Consider the following 25,685-nt stretch of genomic DNA (forward strand, 5'->3'; position numbering starts at 1 on the left):
AATTTATTTTTCTTCACTCATTTTTGATTTTACTTCATCATAAGATAGTGCATGGGATTCCTCTTCTACGGTCTCAGGCATTTTACCTGTTTCGTAAAGAGATTTAATTTGAGTACTATCCAATGTTTCGTATTTCAACAATGCTTCTGCAATCAGTTTGTGGGTTTCACGATTTGATTGGATAATTTCAGCAGCTTTGTTTCGTGCCTCATTTAATAATGAACGAACTTCCTCATCAATCTCATAGGCTGTTTGTTCTGAAATTGATTTCTGATGACTTTGTGCACCAAACATAGCATGATTACCTTCGTATTGAACTGGGCCAAGTTTTTCACTCATACCGTATTCAGTGACCATTGCACGGGCCATCTGTGTGGCTTGTTCAAAGTCATTTGAAGCTCCTGTCGTTTGGACATTAAAGATAATCTCTTCAGCTACACGACCACCCATCAAACCTGCCAATTGCTCTTTCATGTCTTCTTTAGATAGAAGCATTTGATCCTCTTTAGGAAGTGCAATCATGTAACCACCTGCACGTCCACGTGGTACAATGGTAACTTTATGAACAACACGGGCATTTGACAGTACTAAACCAACAATGGTATGTCCAGCCTCGTGATAAGCAACTAATTCACGTTCTCTTTGTGATACTGTTTTATCTTTCTTAGATGGTCCAGCAATCACTCTGTCCTCTGCCTCATCAATATCTGAAGCATCAATGATTGATTTGTTGCGACGAGCAGCAACTAAGGCTGCTTCGTTTAGAACATTTTCTAAGTCGGCTCCCACAAAACCTGGTGTTTGTTGGGCAACTAGTTTCAAATCAACATCGTCTGCCAGAGGTTTATTTTTAGCGTGAACTTTCAAGATTGCTTCACGACCTTTAACATCAGGGCGACCAACTAAGACTTTTCTATCAAAACGTCCTGGACGGAGAAGAGCTGGATCTAGAACATCTGAACGGTTCGTCGCAGCGATAACAATGATCCCTTCATTTCCCTCAAAACCATCCATCTCAATCAAGAGTTGGTTCAAGGTTTGTTCACGTTCATCATTTCCTCCACCAAGGCCGACACCACGTTGGCGACCAACAGCATCAATTTCATCGATAAAGATGATGGCCGGCGCTGCTTTTTTTGCATCCTCAAAAAGAGAACGAACGCGACTTGCACCAACTCCGACAAACATTTCTACAAAATCAGAACCTGAAATACTAAAGAATGGAACGCCTGCTTCTCCGGCAACCGCCTTAGCAAGTAAGGTCTTACCTGTTCCCGGAGGTCCCTCTAAAAGAACACCTGCAGGAATACGCGCACCAAGTTTGGTAAATCGTTTTGGATCTTTTAGGAATTCAACAACTTCTACTAATTCTTGTTTTTCTTCCTCGGCACCAGCAACATCTGAGAATCGTACCTTGATATCTTCTTTGTTTGCAGCTTTGGCCTTGCTACGTCCAAAACTCATTGGATTTCGGCCACTATTCCCTCCCATATTTCCCATCATAGAGAATAGGAAGAAGAAAAGAATAGCAAATGGCACAACAGAGACAAGGATATTGATCCACATACCGCTTGAACTCTCATGTTTGACTGTTACTTCTGCCTGATGTTCAGAAGCAAGTTTTTGCAATTCTGAAACTGTTGAATCAGACGGAAGAATAGTACTTGAGAATCTTTCTACTGTTGTAGCTGTAGGAGTGAAAAATTGAATTCCTGTTTCTTCTTTACTAGTCTTAGGATTTTTATAAACACCAGACACTTCAATGATGCTGCCATTTGGCTGATAGGTTAATTCTTTTACATTGTCTGCTGTAATTTCTTTTACCAATTCTGTATAGTTAATTTTTTCGCTTCGCCCAGCAGTATTTCCAGAGTAAAAATACTGGAATCCTGTCACTAGGAAGAAGATAATTAACAAGTATAGAAATGGATTTCTAACTAAACCATTATTTTGTTTTTTCATTAAAGATAGATCTTTCTAATTTGAATAAACTTCTTCTTTCAAAACTCCGACATAAGGAAGGTTACGATAATTTTCTTTATAGTCCAAACCATAACCTACTACAAACTCATTTGGAATAGTAAAGCAAGTGTAATCCGCTTCAATTTCAACAACGCGTCCCTCTGGTTTGTCCAACAAAGTCGCGATTTTAACAGAAGCTGCTTCTCTTGCAATAAACATATCTCTCAAACTCTTCAAAGTTTGACCTGTATCAATGATATCCTCTACAAATAAAACATGTCTTCCTTTGATATCTTGAGTCACGTCTTGCTTGATATTGATGACACCACTACTTGCTGTTCCACCATGGTAACTAGATACCATCATGAAGTCCATCTCGATATGCGTATCAATATGTTTGACCAATTCAGCCATAAAAGGAATCGATCCTTTCAGAATTCCAATAAGAATTGGATTGTTCCCCTCATATTCTTTTGTTAGTTGCGCACCTAGCTTTTTAGCTGCTTCTGTAATTTCATCATGTGAAACGAGGATTTTTTTAATATCGTGTTCTAACATCTTTTTACCTATCTATTTTTTCTATATAAAGTACAGTGTTCATTATATCATTTTTCGTGTTTTTACTCAAATCACTGGTCGCAATTCCTGAAATTGAGACAATTTCTCCAAATTGCTCAATAATAGGGATTGTTTTTCGTTTTTCAATAGGGATTTTCAAATCTATAAATAAGCGTCTCAGTTTCTTTCGATGACCATTTAGGATAATAACGTCGCCAGGTTTTCGACATCTAATATGTACAGATGTTTCCCGTGAAACCGTTACTTTTTGAACAAAATCCCCTTCAATAGGGATACCAAAGGAAAATAAATAGCCCATATATCGAACTTGATTTTGATAGTGTAACACAAGTTCATCTTCCTTTTCATCAGCCTGTGGACTGATTTTGCAAACTCGAAAATTCTGATACTCTTTTATCAATTCATAACCATTTTTCAATGAGTGACGATACTGGCTTTTCGTTGTTAAAATCTGTCGAACTTCAGCAAACTGAGCCTTTGTCAGATTTAAGTCTGGAAATTGATTAAGATAGTTCTGGAGCAATATTCCTTGAGTTTGTTGAGAGTATGAAAATAGCTCATTCAAATCTTCCACATCAATTTGTTTCGAAAGCTCCGTTATTGTTGCTTGGTAATCTGAAATTTCCCTTCCTAAATCTAAAAGGGCGGATTTAAGACGAGGATTTTCTTTTTCAAGTTCTGGTAAATACCTATTCCGAATACGATTGCGAAAATAGGTATTTTCCAGATTTGTTTGATCTTCGAAATGAAAAATTGGTAAAAAATCCTTTTTATGAAATTGCAACAAAGGACGGATGATTTCAATATCATCAACTACTTGACTTTCTTTTATCCCTGTTAAATGGCGTAACCGACTTCCTCGAATCAAGCGCATCAAAATCGTTTCAACTTGATCATCTGCATGGTGGGCAGTAACCAAGGCAGTCGCTCCAACCTCTTTCATGATTTTCCTAAAAAAATCATAACGAAACTCTCGAGCACGCGCTTCTGAAAAGTCTCCTGAAAAGCTTGTGATATAAATAGGAAGTTCAGCTGCATCAGCTAACTTCCTTAGTTCATTTTCCTCCCAGTCAGACTCACTTCTCTGCTTGTGATTGACATGTGCTACAATCAACTCAATTCCCAACTCATTTTGATAAGTAGACAAGAGATGGTATAAAAACATCGAATCCAGTCCACCAGACAGAGCTAATAATACTTTCGAATGTTTTTTGAAATACTCTTTTCGGAGAAAATGATTTAAAAAATCCTGGTCCCTCATTTTAGAACCTCATAGACATCCTTAGTTATCTTAGTAATGGTGTCATAATCAGAATTTTTGGTAAAAATAGAAAGAACAAAAGGAGAGTCCGTATAGACAATGGCAGTGTCATGTTTAAACTCATCGGCATCTCCAATTTTATGAGCTACCTTAACCGAAACACCTTTTGCGATTCTTTGGTTGTCAAAATCAGTCTTACCTAGAGACTCTAGGACAAAACCATTCTGATTATAAATAGCTTCCATGACCTTTCCAGCCATTTTTGAAGAAGTCAGTTTATCATTCACATCCCAATCTTCACCCATAATAGTGGACATTTTTTCTTTAAAAGCTCCGTCAGATTGATTGGTCACGTAATAACCTAAAATATTATGAGCAACATTGTCAGACTCTTTTGTTACCTTGGTAATTAACTGTTGAAGACTGTATTCTTTGTTATCTTCTTTTTTAGGTAAGCTGCCACTACCCTCTGGTTTATAGGACCCAGGGAAACTATTTACTTCTGGGATATACTTGAAGCTACTGTCTAGCGTATATTCCCCTTGATTTATCTTATCTTGAGCGTAATAAAGGTAGGCTAGTTTCAAGATGCTAGCTGCATAAAGTTTGCTGTCTTCATTCACCCCAGCCTCTTTACCTGTACTCAGTTGTTTAACATAAATAGAATAATTTTCATTCTGATAGTTGTTTGATAAAACTTCTTGAACCTTCTGGATGCGATTGTCTTCTTCTGAGGTGAACTCTTTTGATACCCACCCAACTTGATTGATATGAAGAAATTCTTGTCCCTCAGCAAAGAGAGCTCTATCCACCGTTACGCGTTGATAGGGAGAGAGGGATGAAGAAATTTCTTTAGTGTCATAAGGGCTGTTATAGATAACAAACCCCTGCTCCAACCATACTTGTCTATTTTGAGTTTGAACTTGACTTTGATCATAGACCAACCGCTTATCTGCAAGGATAAACTGGTGATTATCTAATTTAAAAACAGGAACACCTTGTCTATTCAAACGCCATTCTACTATTTTAAAAGTGGTTCCAGGAGTCAATTTACCAGACTCCTTGACAAGATCCTCATTAGCATAGACAGCTGTTTCTCCATATACCATTGGGGATTCCAGAGTTTCTTTATAGTAGAATCCATAATCAGACTCGGTTAGATAATAAATTTCTTGTGAAGAGTAAGGAAGCTGTTTTTCTGTGCTAACTACTCTTGAGGTTATGATAAAAGCAGGTAGCAATAAAACTACTAAGAACTTACGCATTCTTCTCTTCTCTTTCTTCTTGTAATCGTAATAAATGGTTTTTAGTTGCCAATTTCTCTAATTTTTCATCTGATAAACTTAAAAATTGCTCAACAACTTCCAATAAATTTTCCATGACATTACCTCGGAAGCAAATCAGGAATTGTGTAAATTGCTTCTCGTTTCTTTGAGTAATAGTACTTGGCGCGTGCATACTTTGCTACATAGTCTTCATCTTTCAACTTTGCAGCAAAGGCGGATTCCTTATCCTTTTCATCACTAAGAGTTTGGTACTGCTCTTTCAACTCTGTTAATTGCTGACGTCGTTGCAGTAACTGATCATAGCTTTGGGCCAAGTTATAAGTTGGTAAAATAAACAACAAGATCATCAAAATAAGGACCCAACCCATAAAACGATTTCGTTTTTGTCTCTCCTTCATCAGGTAACGACGACGTTGATGTTCATTTTGAATAAAAGAATTATTCATCTGTACAATATTTTTAGACATTTTCTTCTACCCGTGTTTCACTGAGAATTTCATACATGCCTGCTGCATCTTCTTTTTTTGTACTATCTTTCATCTCTAGTACTTTAACAAGCAACAACTTATTTCCAAAGCGAATTTCAACTTGGTCATCAACTTTCAAATCCGTTGAACTTTTGGCCACGATTCCATTCACCTTGATTCTACCTTTATCTGCTACTTCTTTTGCGACTGTGCGGCGCTTAATAATTCGTGATACTTTTAAATATTTGTCTAATCTCATTTTTATTACCTCAAATTATTATTGTACCATTTTTATCCTTTTTATAGAAGAAAAATGTTAAATGGGATTTGCTTCCTTTGATTCTTTTATCTCTAATAAACTTTCTCCAAAAATCAGCAAACCTTCTAAAATTTCATAATCCTTCTTGTTTCGGACATCAAATATAACTTCCATTAATCCTTTATTCTCAGCTATGGATGCTTTTAAGTTCGTTGCGGATAAGGCTTTAAAATAATCTTGAGCCAAGAATAGTCGTTGAGTGACTTTTTCAAATTGAACTGTAATCTTATTTTCTTTTCTTTCCACACGTTCTACAAATACCTTGTCAAAATATGACTTGACCAAACCAATCTCTAAAAGATAGGCCACTACGTCTGGGTATTCTCCAAAGCGATCCATCAATTCTTCTTGTAGTTCTTCATAGTTGACACGATTGTCAATTTGACGAATTTTCTTGTAAATTTCAATCTTATGTCGTTGGTCAGAAATATAAGTGTCAGGAAGATAGGCGTCAATTTGTAAAATCAACTCAGCATTTCCTTTGCTTCTTTTATTCCCATTGCCGTTCCGTTTAGCAATAGCTTCCTCTAGTAACTGCGAATACAATTCAAAACCAACAGAATCAATGAAACCAGACTGGGACTTTCCTAGGAGATTTCCTGCTCCCCGAATCGAAAGATCTCGCATCGCAATCTTAAATCCTGAGCCTAATTCTGTAAATCCCTTAATCGCTTCTAATCTCTTCTCAGAGACTTCACTGATTGATTTTTCTGGACGATACATGAGATAGGCATAAGCAATACGATTGCTACGACCGACTCTTCCTCTTAATTGATACAAGGTTGACAAGCCCATGTGGTCTGCATTTTCAATAAATAAGGTATTGGCATTTGGAATATCTACCCCTGTCTCAATAATAGTAGTCGTCACCAAAATATCATACTGACCTTCAATAAAGTCAAGTAGAGTATTTTCTAACTGAATTTCACTCATTTGTCCATGAACATACCCAATCGAAGCCTCTGGAATCAACTCCTGTAATTCTGAAACCTTCTGGTCAATCGTGTCAACTTTATTGTAAAGATAGTAAACTTGACCTCCACGCTCCATTTCACGCAAGACAGCATCACGAATGACACTATCATTCTTCTCTAATACATAGGTTTGAACAGGATAGCGATTGGTTGGAGGAGTTTCAATAACAGACAAATCTCGAATTCCCAGCATAGACATGTGGAGAGTACGAGGGATTGGCGTTGCTGTCAAGGTTAGAACATCTACTTGTTTTTTCAGTTCTTTCAAAGTTTCCTTATGCTTAACACCGAATCGTTGTTCCTCATCAATAATCATCAATCCCAAATCTGAAAACACAACATCTTTTGACAAAACACGATGCGTTCCAATCAAAATATCGACTTGACCATTCTTTAGTTTTTCAAGTGTTTCTGCCTGCTCTTTTTTACTTCTAAAGCGACTCAACACATCAATATTAACTGCAAAATTTTGGAATCTCTCTTTAAAATTTGTATAGTGTTGTTGCGCTAAAACCGTCGTCGGAACTAGAACGACAACTTGTTTATGATCATTGACCGCCTTAAAGGCTGCACGCATTGCAACTTCAGTCTTCCCAAAACCAACATCTCCAACTAGAAGTCGATCCATGGGATGAGAATCCTGCATATCTCTCTTGATTTCCTCAATACTACGAAGTTGATCATCCGTTTCAACATAAGGGAAGGCATCATCAAAAGCATGTTGATCATCATCATCAGCTGAAAAAGAAAAACCCTTCAACTGACTACGTTCAGAATAGAGTTTGATTAAATCGTCAGCTATATCCTCTACCTGGTTCTTAACTTTTTGCTTGGCCTTTTTAAAATGACCATCATTTAATTTATTAAGTTTTGGCGCTTTACCATCACTTGAAACATATTTGGACAGTAATTGAATCTGCTCTACTGGGATGGAGATTTGGTCACCATTTTGATACTGTACACTGACATAATCACGGTGAATGCCTTGGATTTCAATTGTTTCGATTCCTAGATATTGACCAATTCCATGGATATGGTGAACAACGTAGTCCCCTTTTTCAAGTTCATTATAATCTTTTAAACGCTCTGCATTTGATGTATGTTGTCTTCTAAAACGACGTTTTAATTTCTTTTGAAAAATCTCATGTTCAGTAATCAAGAGAATTTTCTCATCCACAAAATGAAAACCATGTCTTAGATTACCCTCAATCAAGTTTACAGATTTTTTACAGATACTTGACTTATCTCTAGAATCCAATTTAATCTGATATTCCTCTAAAACATCCTCCAATGTTTTACTTCCCATTGAATTGCTAGACTGCAGAATAATGGTGTAGTTCATTTTTTTGTATCGCTTAATTTCTTCTTTAAGAAAAGAAAACTGATTGAAAAACTCCTGCATAGGGTATTGATTAAATTGATAAATGTGGTCAAACTTGAGATTTCCTAAACCCTTTTGCAGATTTGAGAAAAAGGTAACTGGACTTTGTTTTTTATAGGTTTGCTCTGTATCTGCAAAATACTGCATGTCAGAAAATGCTTTACCATTCTGTAAATCTTCTGTAAAGTATTGCGCTAATTCTCTTTCAAAGGCTTCATACTGATTCATCAATTTTTGATAATCATCAAAGAATACTGGTGTATCTTTTTCAATATAATCAAATATAGTCCATGTTTTATCATAACATAAAGATAAAAACTTTCGACTATCTGAATGTACTTGTTTTTGATGAAAACTTGACAAAATTTCTTCTAGATAGGATTTCAAAATCGGCGATAGAGTCTTCGAAATTTGCTTTTCTAAAGCTGACTGACCTCGTTGATAATCCTTTTCTCTCAAAAGTATATCACTAGCTGGAAAGATAGTGAGTTCTGTCTGATTTTCTTTTGATAGTTGTGTTTCTACTTCAAAAGTCCGAATTCCATCTACTTCATCACCAAAAAACTCGATTCGGAAAGGTTCTAACTGAGACATCTCAAAAATATCTAAAATATCTCCTCGAATACTAAATTCCCCTTGGATCTGTACTTGAGTAACTTTTCGATATCCAATTTCCTTTAATTTGTGAAGAAGGTCATGTTGGTCATATTCTTCGCCAACTGCAATCCTTATAATACTTTCTTTAAACCCAGTTGGAGAAGGTAAAATCAAGCGACTTGCTGCGATATTACAAACTAAAATCCCTTTCTTAGACGGATCACTCAAAAAACGCAAGGCTTCAACCCGCGAAATGATTTTTTCTTGTGAAGACATCAAAAACTCTACCATAGGAGAGTCATCTACCAAAAATGGATAGACTAATTCCTCTCCTAAGATAGAAAGAAGATCACTGATAATTCGTTCTGCTTCTCCATAAGTCGATGTCAATAATACAATCTTATTTTCTTTTTTTAGACTACTTGCAATTGCAAGAGCCTTGGTAGAAGTTGACAGACCTAGTATTAGTTGTCTTTTCTTATCTATCAGATTTTGATGCCATTTTTTAATCTGATTATTTTCTGAGAATAAATCTAATAAAGTCACCATTTAACCATTATACCTCTGCATTGTTTTCTCAAAGTTTTTCTCTTGTAAATAGTAGTTTACAGCATCGTCAACCTTGTCAATAGACTGTAAAATACCCACATAGTCATCCTGATCAAACTTACTTAAAACATGATGAACAACTGACATGCTTTTTTTAGGTCTTCCAATACCTATTTTAACACGGTTAAATACTTGGGTTCCAATATGTTGAATAATAGACTTGATGCCATTATGGCCACCTGCTGAGCCTTTTGCTCTTAAACGAATTTTTCCAACTTCCATGTCAAGATCGTCGTAAATAACGAGTAAATCTTCAATATCTAAACCATAGTAAGTCAATAAAGCATGAACTGCTTTTCCACTTTCATTCATAAATGTTGTTGGTTTGACAAGATAAATTTTTTCTCCATTGAGGAAAAAAGATGCTAGATCAGCTTGAAATATCTTGTCATGTGTAAAGGTTACATTTTGTTTTTTGGCGATTTGGTCAATCAACATAAATCCAACGTTGTGCTTGGTTTCAAAATATTTATCCCCTGGATTTCCCAATCCAACAAGTAATTTAGTCATTTATTTTCCTTTCAAAAGCCAAAAGGGTTGGAATTTTTTTCCAACCTAATTGACACTATTTATTAAATGTTATTAAACGTTAAAGCGGAATTCCATGATATCGCCATCTTGAACGATATATTCTTTTCCTTCTTCACGCAAGCGCCCAGCTTCTTTTACAGCCTTTTCAGATCCATATTTCACTAGATCCTCATATGACATGGTTACTGCACGAATAAAGCCTTTTTCAAAGTCTGAGTGAATAATACCAGCTGCTTGAGGAGCTTTCATACCACGTTTAAAGGTCCAAGCGCGAACTTCTTTTTCACCAGCTGTAAAGTAAGTTCCAAGCCCAAGCAAGTGGTAAGCTGCACGAGTCAACTTGTCAACGCCTGACTCAGTCAAACCAAGTGCTTCAAGAAACTCTTGCTTATCCTCATCGTCTAACTCAGAAATTTCTTCCTCAGCACGCGCGGAAATAACTACTACCTCAGCATTTTCTGTCGCTGCGAATTCACGAATTTGCTTCACATATTCGATAGAATCTGGATCTGAAACTACATCCTCATCCACATTAGCAACATAAAGAACTGGTTTAGTGGTCAAAAGGAAGAGACCTTTTACAACCTTTTGTTCTTCATCTGTAAATTCGATGGTGCGAGCTGATTTTCCATCTTCAAGGACTGGTTTAATCTTTTGAAGAACATTAAATTCTGCTACTGATTCTTTATCTTTTTGCGTACGTGCCATCTTTTCTACACGCGCATAGCGTTTATTAACTGATTCTAAGTCAGCAAGAATCAATTCTAGGTTAATGGTATCAATATCTGCAAGTGGATCCACAAAGGCGTCTTCACGTCCTTGCTCGCGCATCACATTTTCATCATCAAAAGCACGAACTACGTGAACAATCGCGTCTACTTCACGGATATTGGCCAAGAATTTATTCCCTAGACCTTCTCCTTTTGAAGCTCCTTTTACAATCCCTGCAATATCTGTAAACTCAAAGGTTGTTGGAACTGTCTTTTTAGGAGTAATCATTTCTGTTAGTTTTTGTAGGCGTTCATCTGGAACTTCCACCATCCCAACGTTTGGATCAATAGTCGCAAATGGGTAGTTTGCCGCCTCTGCTCCTGCTTTTGTAATTGCATTAAAAAGGGTTGATTTACCAACGTTTGGCAAACCAACGATACCTGCTGTTAAAGCCATAGTTTCTCATTCTCCGTTCTCATTTCAATCCCTAACATTATAACACAAAAAGGGAAAACTTGCTAACCCTCTAACTAAGGGTTCTTAGTCAATAATCTTATTCATTTTTCGTTCAAAATCATAGCGACTCATCATGACAAGGTGGTCACAATTGCTACACTTTATTTTGATATCTGCCCCTACGCGTGTAATTTCCCAACGATTAGCTTTTTTTCCTGTTGATTTAATTGTGCAAGCATGTGGTTTTTTCATCTCAACAAAATTTCCAACTTGATACATACTACTCTCCTTTTCTTTTTTGATTATATCATAAAAGAGGCGAGCCAGGCTCAACCTCTTTAACTTAATTTGTACGAACTGGTGTGATGAGCTGCATGAAGTCTTCGTCAGTATCTGCTGGCACAAGAGTAAATGGACGAACAGCTGAGATAAAGCTAATAGTTACCTTTTCGCTATTTAAAGCCTTGAGAGAATCAATCAAGTAAGTTGGGTTGAAACTAATAGTTAAATCATCACCAGTCACCTGTTCCGTATCGATTTCTTCGTTTACTTTACCAACTTCTGGAGAGTGAACATGGGCGCTAACAACTCCACCTTTAATTTCAAGCTTCACAGTACCATTTTGAGTCGCACTTGATAAGAGACGTGCACGCTCCATAGATTGACGCAAATTAACCACATCAAAAGTAATTGTAGTGTTAAAGTCTGTTGGAATCAAACGATCCGTATCAGGATAGTTCCCTTCTAGGAGACGAGTGTAGAAGCTAATATTTTCGCTTCTAAAGAGGATTTGATTATTTGCAAAGAAAATCTCTACAGTTTCAATATCATCTGTAAATACCGCTGAAAATTCGCGGAGAGAACGACTAGGAATTACCACATCGAAATCATCTCCATTTTTTTCAAGAGTCAATTTCTTCTGGCTAAGACGATGAGAGTCTGTCGCAACTGTTTTTAGTTCCTTGTGTTGGCTCAAAACAAAATGGACACCAGTCAAAATTGGACGACTTTCTTGCGTACTTGCAGCAAATGCTGTTTCATTGATAATTTTCTTGAGTAGTTTGGTTTCAAGAACCAAAGGTGTGCTAGCTGAAATTTCTTGGATTCGTGGGTACTGTTCGCTATCTTTTCCTTTTAGAGTAATTTCTGATTTGCCACTTGTTAAGACAATTTGTTTTTGTTCAATCTCTTTAAAATCAAGCGTTACATCTGGAAGACTAGATACAACATTGATAAAGAAAGAAGCTTCTAGAAGAATCGAACCCAGAGAAGTGATCAAGAGACCAGCATCTTCATTCTTTTGAGAAATGAAATTTTCAATAGAAATTTGACCGTTTGAGCCAATTAAAGTAATTCCTTCATTGGTAACGTCAATTTTGATTGTTGATAAAATTGGAATAGCATTTTTAGAGCTTATTGCTCGTTTTGTGGTATTTAAGGCTTGTAGAAATAAATTTTTATTAATTGAAAAATGAATCATGGATTCTCCTTTATTTATTTTTAGTATTAGAAAGTTAATAGTAATAATAGAGTGTGTGAATTCTGTGGAAAACTGAGTGCTATTTAGTAAACTTAAGCTTCTAAGCTTGTTTAAAAAATGTGGATAAAAAAGATAAGAAAGGAAAACTTATCCACAAGCTACTTGATTTTCTTTTTGATTGCTTCTATTTCTAAACGTAAATTATCGTCTTCGTCAATCAATGATTTGATTTTAGCATGGGCGTGAATAACGGTGGTGTGATCCTTTCCGCCAAATTCTTTTCCGATTTTTGGAAGACTGTTATCTGTCAGTTCTCTAGCTAGGTACATGGCAACTTGACGCGCTAAAACGATGTTTTGAACTCGTCTCGTCCCCTTCATTTCTTTGACACTCACTCCATAAAAATTACCAACTTCAGTTTGGATTTTCTCAATTGGAATAACAAGTATCTGGCGGGCGTCTTGCTTACGTGCTCTAATAGCTTCCGCAGCAATATCAATAGTAATATCCTTAATCTTCTTCACTCTGGCAATTAAAGTGATATCGTTGATTGCTCCTTCTAATTCTCGAACATTTGAATCAAATTGGCCAGCCAAGTATTCCAGAGTATCACTTTGGAAATGGTAATCCAAATGCTCTGTTTTACTTTGAAGAATGGCAATACGTGTCTCAAAGTCAGGAGGGGTGATATTTTGCGTCAATCCCCAGCTAAAGCGCGTGACAAGCCTCTCCTCAAGGCCTTCTAGGTGTTTGGGACTACGATCACTGGTTAGGACAATCTGTTTCTGCTTATCATGAAGAGCATTGAAGGTATTGAAAAATTCTTCCTGAGTTGCGACTTTTTTGCCACTGAGAGATTGGATATCATCGATCAATAAGAGATCAAGGCTACGGTAAGTTTTTTTGAACTTTTCCATTTCCCCAAGTCGCAAGTGTTCAAGAAAGTCATTGATAAAGCTTTCGGCAGGAATGTACTTGACACGCGCATCAGGAATATTTTTCAAAATCTCATTTCCAATCGCATTGAGCAAGTGAGTCTTTCCAAGACCAGGTCCTCCATAGATGAAAAGAGGATTATAGGTCAGAGCTAAATCTTCAGATACCGCTAGTGCAGCAGATACCGCCCAAACATTCCCATCACCTTGAATAAAGTTATCAAAGGTATATTTTTCTTTTAACCCTGTTTCGGAATAGGGAATCGTTGGTAGTGCAGGTGTGTAATCGTAAGTAGAGACACTATTCGTATCATTTACTTGAGGAGATTCTGTACTCTGAGGTTTAGTGAAAATATAGTGAGGTTTGATTTCAGAATCATAAATTTCAAAACCAGCAGCAATGATAATATCTTTTAATTGCTTTTCCCACACCATTTCCATCTCTGATCTCGGTAGAAATATAGTAGCTGTGTTTTCTTCTACTTTGATGAGTTCAGCAGGTGTAGCATAGAAATCATACATAGATCGTGTCAATCTTTCTTGAGCAAATTCTAAAATACGATTCCAAAATTGCTTTTCTTTCAACTATTTTTCCTCCTTTACTATGATTTTAGTAGTTTAGTGCTAGAATTATTTTACCATAGATAGTAGGAATTTTCCACAGATTGTGGAAAAGAATCCACAATGTTAGTAGTATTTATCCACAGGTTGGGGATAAATAGCTCTTTCCTTGATTCAATAAGGTTTTTGATAAAAAAATTAGTGGATAAATTTGTGGGTTAAGAAAATAAAAGAACAGCCTTATTTCAGGCTGTTAATAATTCTATCGTATTCTTCTTGACTTGAAAAGGAGATAATAATCTTTCCTGTATCTTTTTTAGAAAGTTTAATTTCTACACTTAAACCTAGTAGTTTTTTTAATTTATCTTCTTCATCTTTGATGAAAGAATCACTTTTTTTTTGCTTCTTGTGTTTTTTTTCTGTCAGTAGTGCTTCCAACTTTCTCACAGAGATGTCTTCATTTTTAATTAGTTGAAAGAAATAGTCTTGCTGCTCTTTGTCTAAACCAACTAGTGAACGTGCATGCGCTTGAGAAATTTTTCCATTTTCTACTTCAGTTAAGATATATTCTGGTAGGGAAAGCAAACGAATAAAATTAGTGATATAAGGACGAGATTTCCCCATTTTATCCGCTATCTCAGTGTGAGTAAATCCTTTTTCTACTAAAGATTCGTAGGCGCGTGCTTCTTCAACAGGATTTAAATTTTCTCTCTGCAAATTCTCAATGATAGATTGGATCATCATTTCCTGATCTGAGAGGTGCTTTACAACGGCTGGAATAGAAGTAAGACCAGCTAAGAGAGAAGCCCGATATCGTCTCTCTCCTGCAAGGATTTCATAACCAATTACAGGAGATTGACGAACGATGATTGGTTGGATGAGCCCATTTTCTTTGATTGACTGAGCTAATTCCTTTATTTTATCTGCATCAAATTCTTTCCGAGGTTGGTAAGGATTCTTTTGTATTTCAGAGATAGAAATCATTTCAAATTTTTCCATGATTCTACACTAACATATCTTTTACTTTCTGTAAAGTTTTCTTTACACTGATGTCAATTAAGACTCTAAATCACTAGAATTCTTATCTAGTTTAATTGAGGTTGTTTCCTCCTTACCATTACGGTAGTAGGTTACTTTGATAGTATCTCCAATAGCATGATTGTAAAGAGCGTGTTGTAGGTCTGTTGATGAAGCAATCTCTTTATCGTCAACTTTGGTAATGACATCGTATTTTTGAAGATGTCCATTTGCTGGCATATTGTTTTGAACAGATCGAACAACTACACCTGAAGTGAGGCCACTTGGAATGTTAAGTTTTCTAAGATCACTAGCTCCAACATTTGACAGATTGACCATTTGAATTCCAAGAGCTGGACGAGTCACTTTACCATTACTTTCAAGCTGTTTAATGATATTTTGTGCATCGTTTGAAGGAATTGCAAAACCAAGACCTTCTACAGATGTTCCACCATTACTTGCAATTTTACTTGATGTAATCCCAATTACTTGTCCTTGAATGTTTACAAGTGGACCACCAGAGTTACCAGGGTTAATGGCTGTATCTGTTTGAATGGCTTTTGTTGAAATAGCTTGACCATCTTCAGATTTTAGAGAAACATTTCGATTAAGACTTGAAATAATCCCCTGTGTAACTGTATTGGCATATTCTGAACCTAAAGGACTACCAATAGCAATCGCTGTTTCTCCAACACTAAGTTGACTTGAATCTCCAAATTCTGCGACTGTTGTAACTTTTTCGGAAGAAATTTTAACGACAGCAATATCAGAGAAGGTATCAGATCCGACAATTTCACCAGGAACCTTGGTACCATCTGCTAAGCGGATATCAACTTTTGAAGCTCCATTGATAACGTGAGTATTAGTTACAAGATAGGCATCTTTATCATCCTTTTTATAGATAACACCTGATCCCTCACTTGCGATTTGTTGATTGTCTGAATCAGAATTAGTTTCGTCAGCATTAAATACACTACTTTGTCTACTGCTAGAAGAAGAATAAGTAATGATTGAGACAACAGCATCCTTAACTTTATTTACTGCTTGAGTGGTTGAATTTTCATTCTTATAGGATGTTTGAGTGACAGTGCCAGAATTATTATTTGTAGCTTGATTTCCTTGTTTTTGATAAAGTTGTAATGTTACGAAACTTCCTAAGGCACCACTTAAAAATCCGATTAGAATGATTATTAGAACTTTAACTCCTTTTTTGTAAAATTTTTGTAAGTGTTTCATAAACGCCTCCGTTTGTTATTTATTTACTCAGATTATAAACCTATTAACTTAATCCAAACTTAAAAGCTTAAAGTTTTACACAAGTTGTGGATAACTCGCTTTATTCTGTGAATTCACTAGTAATTTTGAATGATTTTTTTGTGTATAAGATGTGAAATGAAGTGTGGATATGATAGAATAGAAGAATGAAAATAAAAATTGTAACAGTAGGAAAATTAAAAGAAAAATACCTTAAAGATGGAATTGCTGAATATACCAAACGAATTTCACGTTTCGCCAAATTAGAAATGATTGAGCTCACTGATGAGAAGACACCTGACAAAGCCAGTGAATTAGAAAATCAAAAAATCTTGGAAACAGAAGGTGAAAGAATTCTTTCTAAGGTTGGAGAAAGAGACTTTGTCGTTGTACTAGCCATTGAAGGAAAAACATTCTCCTCAGAGGAATTTAGTAAGCAACTAGAGCAAGCTTCTATCAAAGGATACTCAACGCTTACTTTTATCATTGGAGGAAGTTTGGGTCTAGCTCCTGTTGTAAAAAATAGGGCCAATCTTTCTGTCAGTTTTGGACGTCTGACATTACCACATCAGTTAATGAGATTGGTTTTAGTTGAACAAATTTACCGTGCTTTTACAATTCAACAGGGTTCTCCTTACCACAAATAGAAGATTGACTTAGCTCTTGTTTTTTGATAGAATGGTCATGTTAGGTCTCATAGCTCAGCTGGATAGAGCATTCGCCTTCTAAGCGAACGGTCGCAGGTTCGAATCCTGCTGGGATCAATTTTAGATGCGAAGCTGGGATTTATCCCAGCTTTTTTCTTAAAAAAGTGCGTTTCAGGTGCAAAAATGTACAGTTGGGAAGAATTTTTTCTTACATGGTCTTCATTTTGTATAATAGGTGTGTAAGTTAACTTACAAGAAAAAATAATACAGGAGATTTCATTATGAAAAATACAGTAAAGTTGGAACAATTTAAAGAGGTAACAGAGGCAGAATTGCAGGAGATTCGGGGTGGAGATTGGAGAATTTCAGAAACAATTCGTAATCTTATTTTTCCAAGAAGAAAGTAATGAAATAAAGGTAGAGAGTAATGGATTTATTTGGATTAGGGATAGCTATTTTTTATTTTCTCATCATTAGCAAAAGTTATGAATGGATTTGTAAAATAAATAGAAAAGAACAAATTGTTTTTTTCTGTTACACATGTATCTCAGTTTTTATACTTGAAGAAATTATTACACTAGTATTTTCTAATAGTTTTGCTTTGTCTAAATTTTTATTTCCTTTGGTTGTGTACCTTTATTTAAGAAAGTTAAAGAAGTCTGAAAAATACAAAGCTATTTTTATCAGTTTACTACTGTCTTTATTATATCACAGTACTCATACTTTTATATCCGTAACCTTATCTTCTATAACAGGAGATGAAGTAGTATTACATTATAAAAGTACATTTCTTTTAGTAGTATTGTTGATGACTTATTTTTCTATTCTAATAATAATTCGTTATTTTCATCTGGATATTAAATATTTTGATAAAGATTATCTGTATCCTTTTTTAAAAAAAGTAATAGTTGCTTTCTTTGGTTTGCATATCTTATTATTTATTTCAGATATAGTAAGTACAACTCATCATTTAAATAGTTTCGGAAGTATTTTATCAACCATTGTTTTTATTTGCTTGTTATTGATTTTCTTTGCAATGAATTCTCACAAGGTTCAAATTGAAAAAGAGATTGCTCTAAAACAAAAGAAATTTGAACAAAAGCATTTACAGACTTATACTGATGAAATTGTGGAGTTGTATAATGAAATTCGAGGTTTTCGTCATGACTATGCAGGGATGCTTGTCAGCATGCAAATGGCGATTGACAGTGGTGATTTACAAGAAATTAACAGGGTTTACAATGAAGTCCTAGTAAAAGCAAATCAGAAATTGAGGTCAGAAAAATATACTTACTTTGATTTAAATAATATAGAAGACTCTGCTTTACGGAGTTTAATTGCTCAATCGATTGTCTATGCACGAAAAAATGATGTAGAGTTTACATTGGAAGTAAAGGATATCATTACTAGACTGTCAATAGATTTACTTGATCTTGTTCGTATCATGAGCATTTTATTAAACAATGCCGTTGAAGGTGCTGCAGATAGTTACTTGAAACAAATGGAAGTTGCAGTCATTAAAATGGATTTTGAAACAGTTATAGTTATCCAGAATTCATGCAAAATCACTATGACGCCTTCAGAGGATCTATTTGCCTTAGGTTTTTCTACCAAGGGAAGAAATAGAGGTTTAGGACTTAATAATGTCAAAGAGATTTTAGATAAGTATGACAACATTATTTTAGAAACAGAGATGGAAGACAACACATTTAGACAAATTATTAGATTTAAGAGGGAATTCGAATGAAAGTATTAATTTTAGAAGATGTTATTGAACATCAAGTGAGACTAGAGAGAATATTAAATGAAATCTCGGAAGAATCGAATATTCCTATTTCATATAAGACAACAGGAAAAGTTCGTGAGTTTAAGGAATATATCGAAAATGATGAAGTAAACCAACTTTATTTCCTAGATATCGATATTCATGGAATCGAGAAAAAAGGCTTTGAAGTGGCTCAATTTATCCGTCATCACAATCCTTATGCTATTATTGTCTTTATTACTAGTCGATCTGAATTTGCTACCTTAACGTACAAATACCAGGTATCAGCCCTAGATTTTGTTGATAAAGATATCAATGATGAATTGTTCAAAAAACGCATTGAGCAGAGTATTTTTTACACTAAGAGCATGCTGCTTGAAAACGAAGATGTTGTAGACTATTTTGATTACAACTATAAAGGAAATGATTTGAAAATTCCTTACCATGACATTTTGTATATCGAAACCACAGGAGTTTCTCATAAACTTCGGATTATTGGTAAGAATTTTGCAAAAGAATTCTATGGAACTATGACAGATATTCAGGAAAAGGACAAACATACCCAGCGATTTTATTGCTCCCATAAATCTTTCCTTGTCAATGTGGGAAATGTGAGAGAAATTGATCGAAAGAATTTAGAAGTTGTCTTTTATGAAGATCATCGTTGTCCAATTACTCGTTTAAAAGTCCGCAAACTAAAAGATATTCTAGAGAAAAAATCTAAAAAGTGATTGACAATTAGTAAGAAATTGATATAATGGTTATATCTGCTACAGATAGATGGTCCGTTGGTCAAGGGGTTAAGACACCGCCTTTTCACGGCGGTAACACGGGTTCGAATCCCGTACGGACTATTTTATCCGCCATAGCTCAGTTGGTAGTAGCGCATGACTGTTAATCATGATGTCGTAGGTTCGAGTCCTACTGGCGGAGTCAGATAAAAAAGAACACCATTGGTGTTCTTTTTTATCTGACATCACCTAACATTTTCATAAGGAAGTCTGTCATTTCTTGCGGACTTTCTTTTTTTCCGTGAGCAATCCAAGTCTGGCAAACACCAAATAGGGCATTTGTTAGATAAATGCTACTGTATTCTAATTCAATTGGAGTGAGTTGTAATTTCATAAAACGTTTCTGAAGGTCGGTACTAAGCATAATGTGAAGCTTATTTCTCAAGAAATTTTGGATTTCTTTTGTTCCATTTTCAGATAAGAGTGCAGCCAAGAGTGGCTCAGACTCTAAATATTCAAATACTTCTAAAATAGCATCTCTTTTGTGATGAGCATGTTTTTGGAAAATATACTCAAAGGTATGGAATAGCTTACTTTGGTAGAGTTCAATCATATCATACTTATCCTTGTAGTGAGTGTAAAAGCTAGAACGACTAATTCCGGCTTTTTCTGCTAACTTGACAGTAGAAATTTGATCAAAGGGTTGGTCCATCAATAATTGAACCATAGCATTTTCGATAATTCGTTTTGTTTTTAAACGTTTGTTACTTTCTTTCATAATTTCTCCTCGTACACAAAAATAGACTATATGTCTAAAAAAGTATTTTTCACCTTGTAATTTAGATTTTTTGATGTATAATCTATTATATCAAAATTTTAGACAATATGTGTAAAAAAGGAGGAAGCATGTTTAAAGAATGGAAAGCAATATTTAAAAAACCGACCTTTATCATTGTAATGATAGGGATTTCTCTTATTCCAGCTTTATACAACATTATATTTTTATCGTCCATGTGGGATCCATATGGTCAAGTATCGGAGTTACCTGTGGCAGTTGTCAATAAAGATAAGGAAGCTTCTTATAATGGACAGACAATGAGAATTGGTGAAGACATGGTGTCTAATTTAAAAGAAAATAAGGCTTTAGATTTTCACTTTGTTAATGAAGAGGAAGGGGAAAAAGGACTAGAAGATGGTGACTACTACATGGTAGTGACTTTACCAAGTGACTTATCTGAAAAAGCTACTTCTATCCTAACGAATCATTCTGAACAGATGCAAATTGATTATCAGACGTCAAGTGGGCATAGCTTTATTGCAAGTAAAATGAGTGATTCTGCAATGACACAATTAAAACAAACTGTCTCTACTAATATTACTGAAACATACACTAAGGCTTTATTTCAAAAAATGAATGATTTGAAGTCTGGAATAAATAAGGCGGCTGAAGGAAGTGAACAATTGGCTAATGGAGCCGATCAGTTGGTGACGGGAAGTCAAACGTTGACGACAAATCTTAATACTCTAGCTAATTCAACTGTAACTTTTTCAAATGGAGCGGATCAATTTACAAAAGGCTTATCTAGCTATGTGTCTGCTATAGAGCAATTACATATTGGTTTAGGAACTTTTAATAGTGGTTTACAAAGTTATACAAATGCTGTCTCACAAGTTGACACTGGACTTGGTCAATTAGCTTCAAAAACTCCTGAGTTGGTGACAGGTGTAAATCAGCTAAATACAGGTATAAAGTCCTATACAGGTGGCGTTTCACAACTGGATACAGGTCTCAATCAATTTTCAGTTGGTGTAAATGCTTATACAAGTAGTGTGAAAGAACTTTCTAACGGAACAAGTCAATTATCCAATCAATCAGATACACTAAGAGATGGAATGGAGCAATTAAATACTGGTATTAAAGAAATTTCAAGTCAATTAGAGTCCTCATCTCAACAAAGTGAAGAAATAGCGCAATTGGCAACAAGCTTAGGAGAACTAAATAAAACACTACAAGCTCTTACAATATCAGATGACACTCAACTGAAAAGTAAATTTTCAGAAGCTTTGCCAAATCTAACAACTCTTGCACAGGATATTGTGACTAAAAGTCAGACAGAACAAGAGAAAACTATTGCTAACCTTCAATCAACAGCTACTTATCAATCGCTTACAGAGGAACAAAAGAAAGAACTGACAGAAGCTATTTCTAAAAATTCTAATTCTACTATTGAGTCAGCAAAAACAATTTTAACGACAGTAGGAGGATTAAAAGAAAGTATAGAGAATTCAGAACAACAAGTATCTAATCTATCTGATGTGCAGACGAAAGCAAATCAACTCTTACCTGCAGCATCTAGCTCCTTGACAACCTTGTCAAATGGATTTACAACATTACAAACTTCTGTAAATAATCAGTTAGTTCCTGGAAGTCAGTCAATTGAAAAAGGTGTTGTAAACTATACTAAAGGACTGGATACTATTTCTATAGGTGCTAATCAACTAAGTGAAAAGAATGCAAGTTTAACAACTAGTCTAGATAAATTAGTTTCTGGATCAAGTAAGTTGACAGAAAATACATCAACCTTGACAGCTGGAGTAGATGCGCTAGCTGGAAAAACTCCAGAATTAGTATCAGGTATAGAAAGTTTGTCATCTGGTTCTGCTCAATTGAATAATAAGAGTCCAGAGCTGATAGCAGGTATTACTACATTACAATTTGGCTCTGGCCAATTAACAGACAAATCAACACAGTTACTTTCTGCAGCATCTCAACTAGGAAGTGGCGCTATGAAGATTGCAGATGGTGCTGGAAAACTAGCAGATGGTGGAACAACCTTAACCTCTAGTCTTGAAGATTTACAGACAGGAGTTGATTCATTAGGACAAGGATTAGGTAATGCAAATACTCAACTTAAATCAGCTTCGACAGAATCTAAAAATGCAGAAACATTATCTGAACCTCTAGTTCTTTCAAAAACAGATAACGACCAAGTTCCTGTGAATGGGATTGCCATGGCTCCTTATATGATATCAGTTGCTCTTTTTGTTGCTGCTATATCTACCAATATGATTTTTGCTAAGTTGCCTTCTGGACGTCATCCAGAGAGCCGTTGGGCTTGGTTGAAGTCTCGTTCTGAAATAAATGGGATTATAGCTGTCTTAGCAGGTGTTTTAGTTTATGGAGGTGTCCATCTTATTGGATTGACTGCGAACCATGAGATGAGGACCTTGATTCTAATTGTAATCACAAGTTTAGCTTTCATGTCTATGGTGACAGCTTTAACAACTTGGAATAACCGTATAGGAGCTTTCTTCTCTCTTATTTTACTTTTATTACAGTTAGCATCAAGTGCAGGGACCTATCCCCTTGCTTTGACAAATGATTTCTTTAAAGGTGTCAATCCTTGGTTACCAATGAGTTACTCTGTATCAGGTTTACGACAAACAATCTCTATGACAGGAAATATTCATCATCAAGTGATTTTCCTTATTATAACTCTAGCTTTCTTTACTGCTTTAGGTATGCTAGCTTATCAACCTAAGAAAATGGAAGAAGATTAAAAAGATTGGCCAAGGAATTGGTCAATCTTTTTCTGTCTTAGATAAATTTCGTCTGTGATTATAGATCCCAAAAAGAAGAAGGGCAGTTAGTGAGCAGGCTGCTCCAATAACAAAACCATTGGGTATAAAGGAAAGTGTAATGGTGCCTTTTCCCTTTGGAACATCAACTTTCATAAAACCAGTCTGAGCCTGCTTGATTTCAAGTTTTTTCCCATCTTGGAATGCAGACCAACCTTTGTCATAAGGAATAGTGAAGAAAATAGAAGTATCTTGTTTTACTTCATATGTAGCAAATACTTTATTTTTAGAGGTGGATACTTCTACAGGTTGTTCTTTAATCTTTTGAATTGCCTCAGTAAGAGCCTGAGTATCTAAACGATAGAAGGTTGGAGATTCAAATGACACCTGAGAATTTCCAGGGAAACTAACACTGATATTGAAAGTTTTTTGTTCTTCAGTATAACCCAAATTAAAGAAATTAAATGCATTGTCATTTGTAAAAGTCTTTTTTTCACCGTTGACAATGATGTCAACTTTCTTTTGTTTATCATTCGTAAAATGAAGATTTGAAAAAGAGAGATAGACTTGGCTATTTTGAGGAACCTCAATTTGATAATCAATCTTTGCATCTTCATTCGCAGAACCTGTGATGCTCGTTAAACCATCTGAAGTATCTGTTTTATCAGATGCTATTTGGGAGAAGTAATCTAAGTTGAGATTAGCAAGCTGGTTTATAAATAAAGCCTGATTATCTAAAGTGTGATTGTTAAAGTTTACATCTTTGTAAATAGATTGAGTGGCAAAGGCAATGGGTAAAGAGAGTTGATTTTTATATAAGGTTAAATGATCCTTTTGATAAATCTCTTGAAAGCCATACTTATCAAGTGAAGTTTCAGAAATATTGTACTGGATTCCAAATAAACTGTCTGCTAAAAGACTGTTATTTACATAACGGAGATTGAGGTTGGTTCCAGAGGATTTGAATCCCAGTTTATCCAAACTAGTGCTAGCTGAGCGATTTCGTACAGACGAAAATTGAGAGATTCCATTGTAGTTAAATTTCATACTGTCATTCCCAGTCTGAATTTGCAGTTTTTCAGTACGTGTAAATGGATTGTCAATTTGGTTTAGAATGGATTCCATAGCAGTGATATCTCTATTATAGGCGCTACGAGAAGCAAAGGCCCATTCTTTAGCTATTCCTTCTATTTGAGATGAAGCATTTAAGCTTATCTCAACTGTTATAAATAAAGACAAAAGAATTGCAAATAGATTTACAGAGATAAATTTTCTAATGACTGCAAGAAGTAAAAGAGCATAAACTAGTAGAAATTCAAGAGTGAGTAGGATATTCAAATCAGTTAAAAAAGAATAGTGTGATTTAAAATAGACAGTGGCCAAAAATCCTGTTAGTACAAGAAAAAGTGAGACAAATAGATTCCATAGCTTCAGTTCTTTCAGACGATTTAAGACTTCTGCTGCAGTATAAATTAACAGAGTGGAAAAAATCCAAGCATAGCGATGCAAAAACATATTCGGGGTATGCATCCCTTGCCAAAATAAATCAAGTGCCTCTATGTAAAAGCCTGTTATTAAAAAAGTAAAAAAAATTGCATAGATAAGTTTCACGTGAAACCTTATGGATTTTATTGTGAAAAATAGAATGGTTAAAATAAAAGGAAGCAATCCAACAAAAATCATTGGTATGGATCCATACTTAGTTGTATCAAAAGATCCAATGAATTGTTTTGCGAAAATATCTAGATACCAGCTACTTTCTGTTTTTAATTTTGTGATGGCAGTTAACTTCTCCCCATGAGTTTGTAAATCAAACAGTGTAGGAAGGGTCATAATCAAACTAGCCATTCCTGCTAAAAAGGAAGTGATAATAAAATCTATAAAAGATGATTTTCGAGTTTTAAAGTCCCAAGAAATTTGGCAGAGATACCAGAAAATAAGAAACAATGCTGTCATATACCCAAAATAATAATTTTGAATAAATAAGATTGACAAACTTGTAAAGTATAGTAGGCGCTTCTTTTGTGTTATAAGTAGGTGTAAACCAGTTATAATTAAAGGAATCAAGATAAAAACATCTAGCCAGGTTTTAATCTCTAACTGACTGACAGTGAAGCTCATTAAAGCATAGGAAGTAGATAAGGCAAGTTTTAAAAATTTTGGGATATCTTTAAATAATCTATTTAGACTAAAGAAGGTTGATAGACCAATAAATCCAAATTTTAATAGAGTGGTCAGATAAACAGCATCTGGCATATTCGACAGATTAAAAAAGTAAACCAGAGGTGAGAGAAAACTACCCAAGTAATAACTAGATAGAGCATAGAAATTCAGTCCGAGGCCACTTGTAAAGGTGTAAAACAAACTACCATTTCCATGTAAAATATTTCGTAAAGCCACATCAAAAATAACGTATTGATGGAAACCGTCTCCTAATAGTGGAGATATATCGCTATTCCAGTAGATACCTTGAGTTAGGTATACTCCAGTCATAATTACTAAAGGAATGATGAAGGAAACAAAATAGGTCCAATATGTTTTAAAAAATGATTTCATGTTACCTCGTAGAATGATAGAAAACTC

22 protein-coding genes and 3 tRNA genes are annotated in these 25,685 nt (G+C 35.2%); 8 read left to right on the plus strand and 17 right to left on the minus strand.

Annotation, left to right across the window (positions count from 1 at the left end; all coding sequences use genetic code 11):
* Positions 1 to 3 precede the first annotated feature (3 nt).
* The 15 genes from ftsH to P8P68_RS07135 form a co-directional block, all read right to left on the minus strand.
* A complete protein-coding gene (gene ftsH / locus P8P68_RS07065) occupies positions 4 to 1,962 on the minus strand; it encodes an ATP-dependent zinc metalloprotease FtsH (RefSeq protein WP_084937447.1) in 1,959 nt (652 codons plus the stop codon).
* 15 nt (positions 1,963 to 1,977) lie between these two features.
* A complete protein-coding gene (hpt, locus tag P8P68_RS07070) occupies positions 1,978 to 2,520 on the minus strand; it encodes a hypoxanthine phosphoribosyltransferase (RefSeq protein ID WP_268721524.1) in 543 nt (180 codons plus the stop codon).
* Positions 2,521 to 2,524: 4 nt separating this feature from the next.
* A complete protein-coding gene (tilS, locus tag P8P68_RS07075; protein ID WP_278275808.1) occupies positions 2,525 to 3,802 on the minus strand; it encodes a tRNA lysidine(34) synthetase TilS in 1,278 nt (425 codons plus the stop codon).
* Positions 3,799 to 5,067 (minus strand): class A beta-lactamase-related serine hydrolase, encoded by a 1,269-nt coding sequence (locus P8P68_RS07080; RefSeq protein ID WP_278275809.1) that lies wholly within the window; start codon positions 5,065 to 5,067, stop codon positions 3,799 to 3,801. Before P8P68_RS07080 ends, tilS begins: the two co-directional genes overlap by 4 nt.
* Entirely contained in the window at positions 5,060 to 5,182 is a 123-nt protein-coding gene (locus P8P68_RS07085) for an SP_0009 family protein (RefSeq protein ID WP_277619921.1), read from the minus strand. Before P8P68_RS07085 ends, P8P68_RS07080 begins: the two co-directional genes overlap by 8 nt.
* Positions 5,183 to 5,186: 4 nt before the next feature.
* Positions 5,187 to 5,555, minus strand: a complete 369-nt coding sequence (locus P8P68_RS07090) for a septum formation initiator family protein (protein ID WP_000041922.1) — start codon at positions 5,553 to 5,555, stop codon at positions 5,187 to 5,189.
* The gene (locus P8P68_RS07095; RefSeq protein WP_278275810.1) at positions 5,548 to 5,814 is read right to left on the minus strand and encodes an RNA-binding S4 domain-containing protein; all 267 of its coding nucleotides are present in this window, start codon (positions 5,812 to 5,814) and stop codon (positions 5,548 to 5,550) included. The genes P8P68_RS07090 and P8P68_RS07095 overlap by 8 nt, the downstream gene beginning before the upstream one ends.
* Positions 5,815 to 5,871: 57 nt before the next feature.
* Positions 5,872 to 9,375 (minus strand): transcription-repair coupling factor, encoded by a 3,504-nt coding sequence (mfd, locus tag P8P68_RS07100; protein ID WP_278275811.1) that lies wholly within the window; start codon positions 9,373 to 9,375, stop codon positions 5,872 to 5,874.
* Positions 9,376 to 9,945 (minus strand): aminoacyl-tRNA hydrolase, encoded by a 570-nt coding sequence (pth, locus tag P8P68_RS07105; protein ID WP_278275812.1) that lies wholly within the window; start codon positions 9,943 to 9,945, stop codon positions 9,376 to 9,378. It abuts the gene before it with no gap.
* A gap of 72 nt (positions 9,946 to 10,017) precedes the next feature.
* On the minus strand, positions 10,018 to 11,133 hold the full coding sequence (gene ychF / locus P8P68_RS07110; protein WP_001218702.1) for a redox-regulated ATPase YchF: 1,116 nt from the start codon (positions 11,131 to 11,133) through the stop codon (positions 10,018 to 10,020).
* An 84-nt stretch (positions 11,134 to 11,217) separates the two neighbouring features.
* On the minus strand, positions 11,218 to 11,412 hold the full coding sequence (locus tag P8P68_RS07115; protein ID WP_000285184.1) for a DUF951 family protein: 195 nt from the start codon (positions 11,410 to 11,412) through the stop codon (positions 11,218 to 11,220).
* A gap of 64 nt (positions 11,413 to 11,476) precedes the next feature.
* A complete protein-coding gene (gene dnaN, locus P8P68_RS07120; RefSeq protein ID WP_000581146.1) occupies positions 11,477 to 12,613 on the minus strand; it encodes a DNA polymerase III subunit beta in 1,137 nt (378 codons plus the stop codon).
* A gap of 158 nt (positions 12,614 to 12,771) precedes the next feature.
* Positions 12,772 to 14,133 (minus strand): chromosomal replication initiator protein DnaA, encoded by a 1,362-nt coding sequence (gene dnaA, locus P8P68_RS07125; protein WP_000660625.1) that lies wholly within the window; start codon positions 14,131 to 14,133, stop codon positions 12,772 to 12,774.
* A gap of 216 nt (positions 14,134 to 14,349) precedes the next feature.
* Positions 14,350 to 15,108, minus strand: a complete 759-nt coding sequence (locus tag P8P68_RS07130) for a ParB/RepB/Spo0J family partition protein (RefSeq protein ID WP_049478005.1) — start codon at positions 15,106 to 15,108, stop codon at positions 14,350 to 14,352.
* Positions 15,109 to 15,165: 57 nt separating this feature from the next.
* Entirely contained in the window at positions 15,166 to 16,362 is a 1,197-nt protein-coding gene (locus P8P68_RS07135) for a S1C family serine protease (RefSeq protein ID WP_042903085.1), read from the minus strand.
* A gap of 185 nt (positions 16,363 to 16,547) precedes the next feature.
* Here P8P68_RS07135 and rlmH point away from each other — a divergent pair, with 185 nt between their 5' ends.
* The 7 genes from rlmH (at position 16,548) to P8P68_RS07170 (ending at position 19,725) form a co-directional block, all read left to right on the plus strand.
* Entirely contained in the window at positions 16,548 to 17,027 is a 480-nt protein-coding gene (gene rlmH / locus P8P68_RS07140; RefSeq protein WP_042903084.1) for a 23S rRNA (pseudouridine(1915)-N(3))-methyltransferase RlmH, read from the plus strand.
* Positions 17,028 to 17,070: 43 nt separating this feature from the next.
* Positions 17,071 to 17,144 (plus strand) — tRNA-Arg (locus P8P68_RS07145).
* A gap of 164 nt (positions 17,145 to 17,308) precedes the next feature.
* The gene (gene comC, locus P8P68_RS07150) at positions 17,309 to 17,434 is read left to right on the plus strand and encodes a competence-stimulating peptide ComC (RefSeq protein ID WP_000799678.1); all 126 of its coding nucleotides are present in this window, start codon (positions 17,309 to 17,311) and stop codon (positions 17,432 to 17,434) included.
* A gap of 20 nt (positions 17,435 to 17,454) precedes the next feature.
* Entirely contained in the window at positions 17,455 to 18,774 is a 1,320-nt protein-coding gene (comD, locus tag P8P68_RS07155; protein WP_049490808.1) for a competence system sensor histidine kinase ComD, read from the plus strand.
* Positions 18,771 to 19,523 (plus strand): competence system response regulator transcription factor ComE, encoded by a 753-nt coding sequence (gene comE / locus P8P68_RS07160; protein WP_000866079.1) that lies wholly within the window; start codon positions 18,771 to 18,773, stop codon positions 19,521 to 19,523. Before comD ends, comE begins: the two co-directional genes overlap by 4 nt.
* A gap of 51 nt (positions 19,524 to 19,574) precedes the next feature.
* Positions 19,575 to 19,646: transfer RNA gene (locus tag P8P68_RS07165), tRNA-Glu, on the plus strand.
* Positions 19,647 to 19,651: 5 nt separating this feature from the next.
* Positions 19,652 to 19,725, plus strand: a tRNA-Asn gene (locus tag P8P68_RS07170).
* A gap of 33 nt (positions 19,726 to 19,758) precedes the next feature.
* On the opposite strand, the gene P8P68_RS07175 is transcribed toward P8P68_RS07170, so the two are convergent.
* Positions 19,759 to 20,301: a TetR-like C-terminal domain-containing protein gene (locus tag P8P68_RS07175; protein ID WP_049477913.1), complete on the minus strand. Its 543-nt coding sequence runs from the start codon at positions 20,299 to 20,301 to the stop codon at positions 19,759 to 19,761.
* Between the two features lie 128 nt (positions 20,302 to 20,429).
* Between P8P68_RS07175 and P8P68_RS07180 the strand changes: the two genes are divergently transcribed.
* Complete coding sequence (locus P8P68_RS07180; protein ID WP_278275813.1) at positions 20,430 to 23,084, plus strand: YhgE/Pip domain-containing protein; 2,655 nt, start codon at positions 20,430 to 20,432, stop codon at positions 23,082 to 23,084.
* 21 nt (positions 23,085 to 23,105) lie between these two features.
* On the opposite strand, the gene P8P68_RS07185 is transcribed toward P8P68_RS07180, so the two are convergent.
* Complete coding sequence (locus P8P68_RS07185) at positions 23,106 to 25,658, minus strand: YfhO family protein (RefSeq protein ID WP_000834499.1); 2,553 nt, start codon at positions 25,656 to 25,658, stop codon at positions 23,106 to 23,108.
* Between the last annotated feature and the right edge of the window lie 27 nt (positions 25,659 to 25,685).

Source organism: Streptococcus sp. D7B5 (assembly GCF_029691405.1).
In the GTDB taxonomy this organism is placed as follows: Bacteria; Bacillota; Bacilli; order Lactobacillales; family Streptococcaceae; genus Streptococcus.

Coding starts and splice junctions, on each gene's coding strand:
- P8P68_RS07135 (WP_042903085.1), bottom strand. CDS start 16,362: ATGAAACACTTACAAAAATTTTACAAAAAAGGAGTTAAAGTTCTAATA.
- P8P68_RS07175 (WP_049477913.1), bottom strand. CDS start 20,301: ATGAAAGAAAGTAACAAACGTTTAAAAACAAAACGAATTATCGAAAAT.
- P8P68_RS07180 (WP_278275813.1), top strand. CDS start 20,430: ATGTTTAAAGAATGGAAAGCAATATTTAAAAAACCGACCTTTATCATT.
- P8P68_RS07185 (WP_000834499.1), bottom strand. CDS start 25,658: ATGAAATCATTTTTTAAAACATATTGGACCTATTTTGTTTCCTTCATC.
- dnaN (WP_000581146.1), bottom strand. CDS start 12,613: ATGATTCATTTTTCAATTAATAAAAATTTATTTCTACAAGCCTTAAAT.
- P8P68_RS07080 (WP_278275809.1), bottom strand. CDS start 5,067: ATGCGTAAGTTCTTAGTAGTTTTATTGCTACCTGCTTTTATCATAACC.
- rlmH (WP_042903084.1), top strand. CDS start 16,548: ATGAAAATAAAAATTGTAACAGTAGGAAAATTAAAAGAAAAATACCTT.
- ftsH (WP_084937447.1), bottom strand. CDS start 1,962: ATGAAAAAACAAAATAATGGTTTAGTTAGAAATCCATTTCTATACTTG.
- mfd (WP_278275811.1), bottom strand. CDS start 9,375: ATGGTGACTTTATTAGATTTATTCTCAGAAAATAATCAGATTAAAAAA.
- P8P68_RS07090 (WP_000041922.1), bottom strand. CDS start 5,555: ATGTCTAAAAATATTGTACAGATGAATAATTCTTTTATTCAAAATGAA.
- P8P68_RS07095 (WP_278275810.1), bottom strand. CDS start 5,814: ATGAGATTAGACAAATATTTAAAAGTATCACGAATTATTAAGCGCCGC.
- comE (WP_000866079.1), top strand. CDS start 18,771: ATGAAAGTATTAATTTTAGAAGATGTTATTGAACATCAAGTGAGACTA.
- P8P68_RS07085 (WP_277619921.1), bottom strand. CDS start 5,182: ATGGAAAATTTATTGGAAGTTGTTGAGCAATTTTTAAGTTTATCAGAT.
- ychF (WP_001218702.1), bottom strand. CDS start 11,133: ATGGCTTTAACAGCAGGTATCGTTGGTTTGCCAAACGTTGGTAAATCA.
- hpt (WP_268721524.1), bottom strand. CDS start 2,520: ATGTTAGAACACGATATTAAAAAAATCCTCGTTTCACATGATGAAATT.
- P8P68_RS07130 (WP_049478005.1), bottom strand. CDS start 15,108: ATGGAAAAATTTGAAATGATTTCTATCTCTGAAATACAAAAGAATCCT.
- pth (WP_278275812.1), bottom strand. CDS start 9,945: ATGACTAAATTACTTGTTGGATTGGGAAATCCAGGGGATAAATATTTT.
- comD (WP_049490808.1), top strand. CDS start 17,455: ATGGATTTATTTGGATTAGGGATAGCTATTTTTTATTTTCTCATCATT.
- P8P68_RS07115 (WP_000285184.1), bottom strand. CDS start 11,412: ATGTATCAAGTTGGAAATTTTGTTGAGATGAAAAAACCACATGCTTGC.
- comC (WP_000799678.1), top strand. CDS start 17,309: ATGAAAAATACAGTAAAGTTGGAACAATTTAAAGAGGTAACAGAGGCA.
- tilS (WP_278275808.1), bottom strand. CDS start 3,802: ATGAGGGACCAGGATTTTTTAAATCATTTTCTCCGAAAAGAGTATTTC.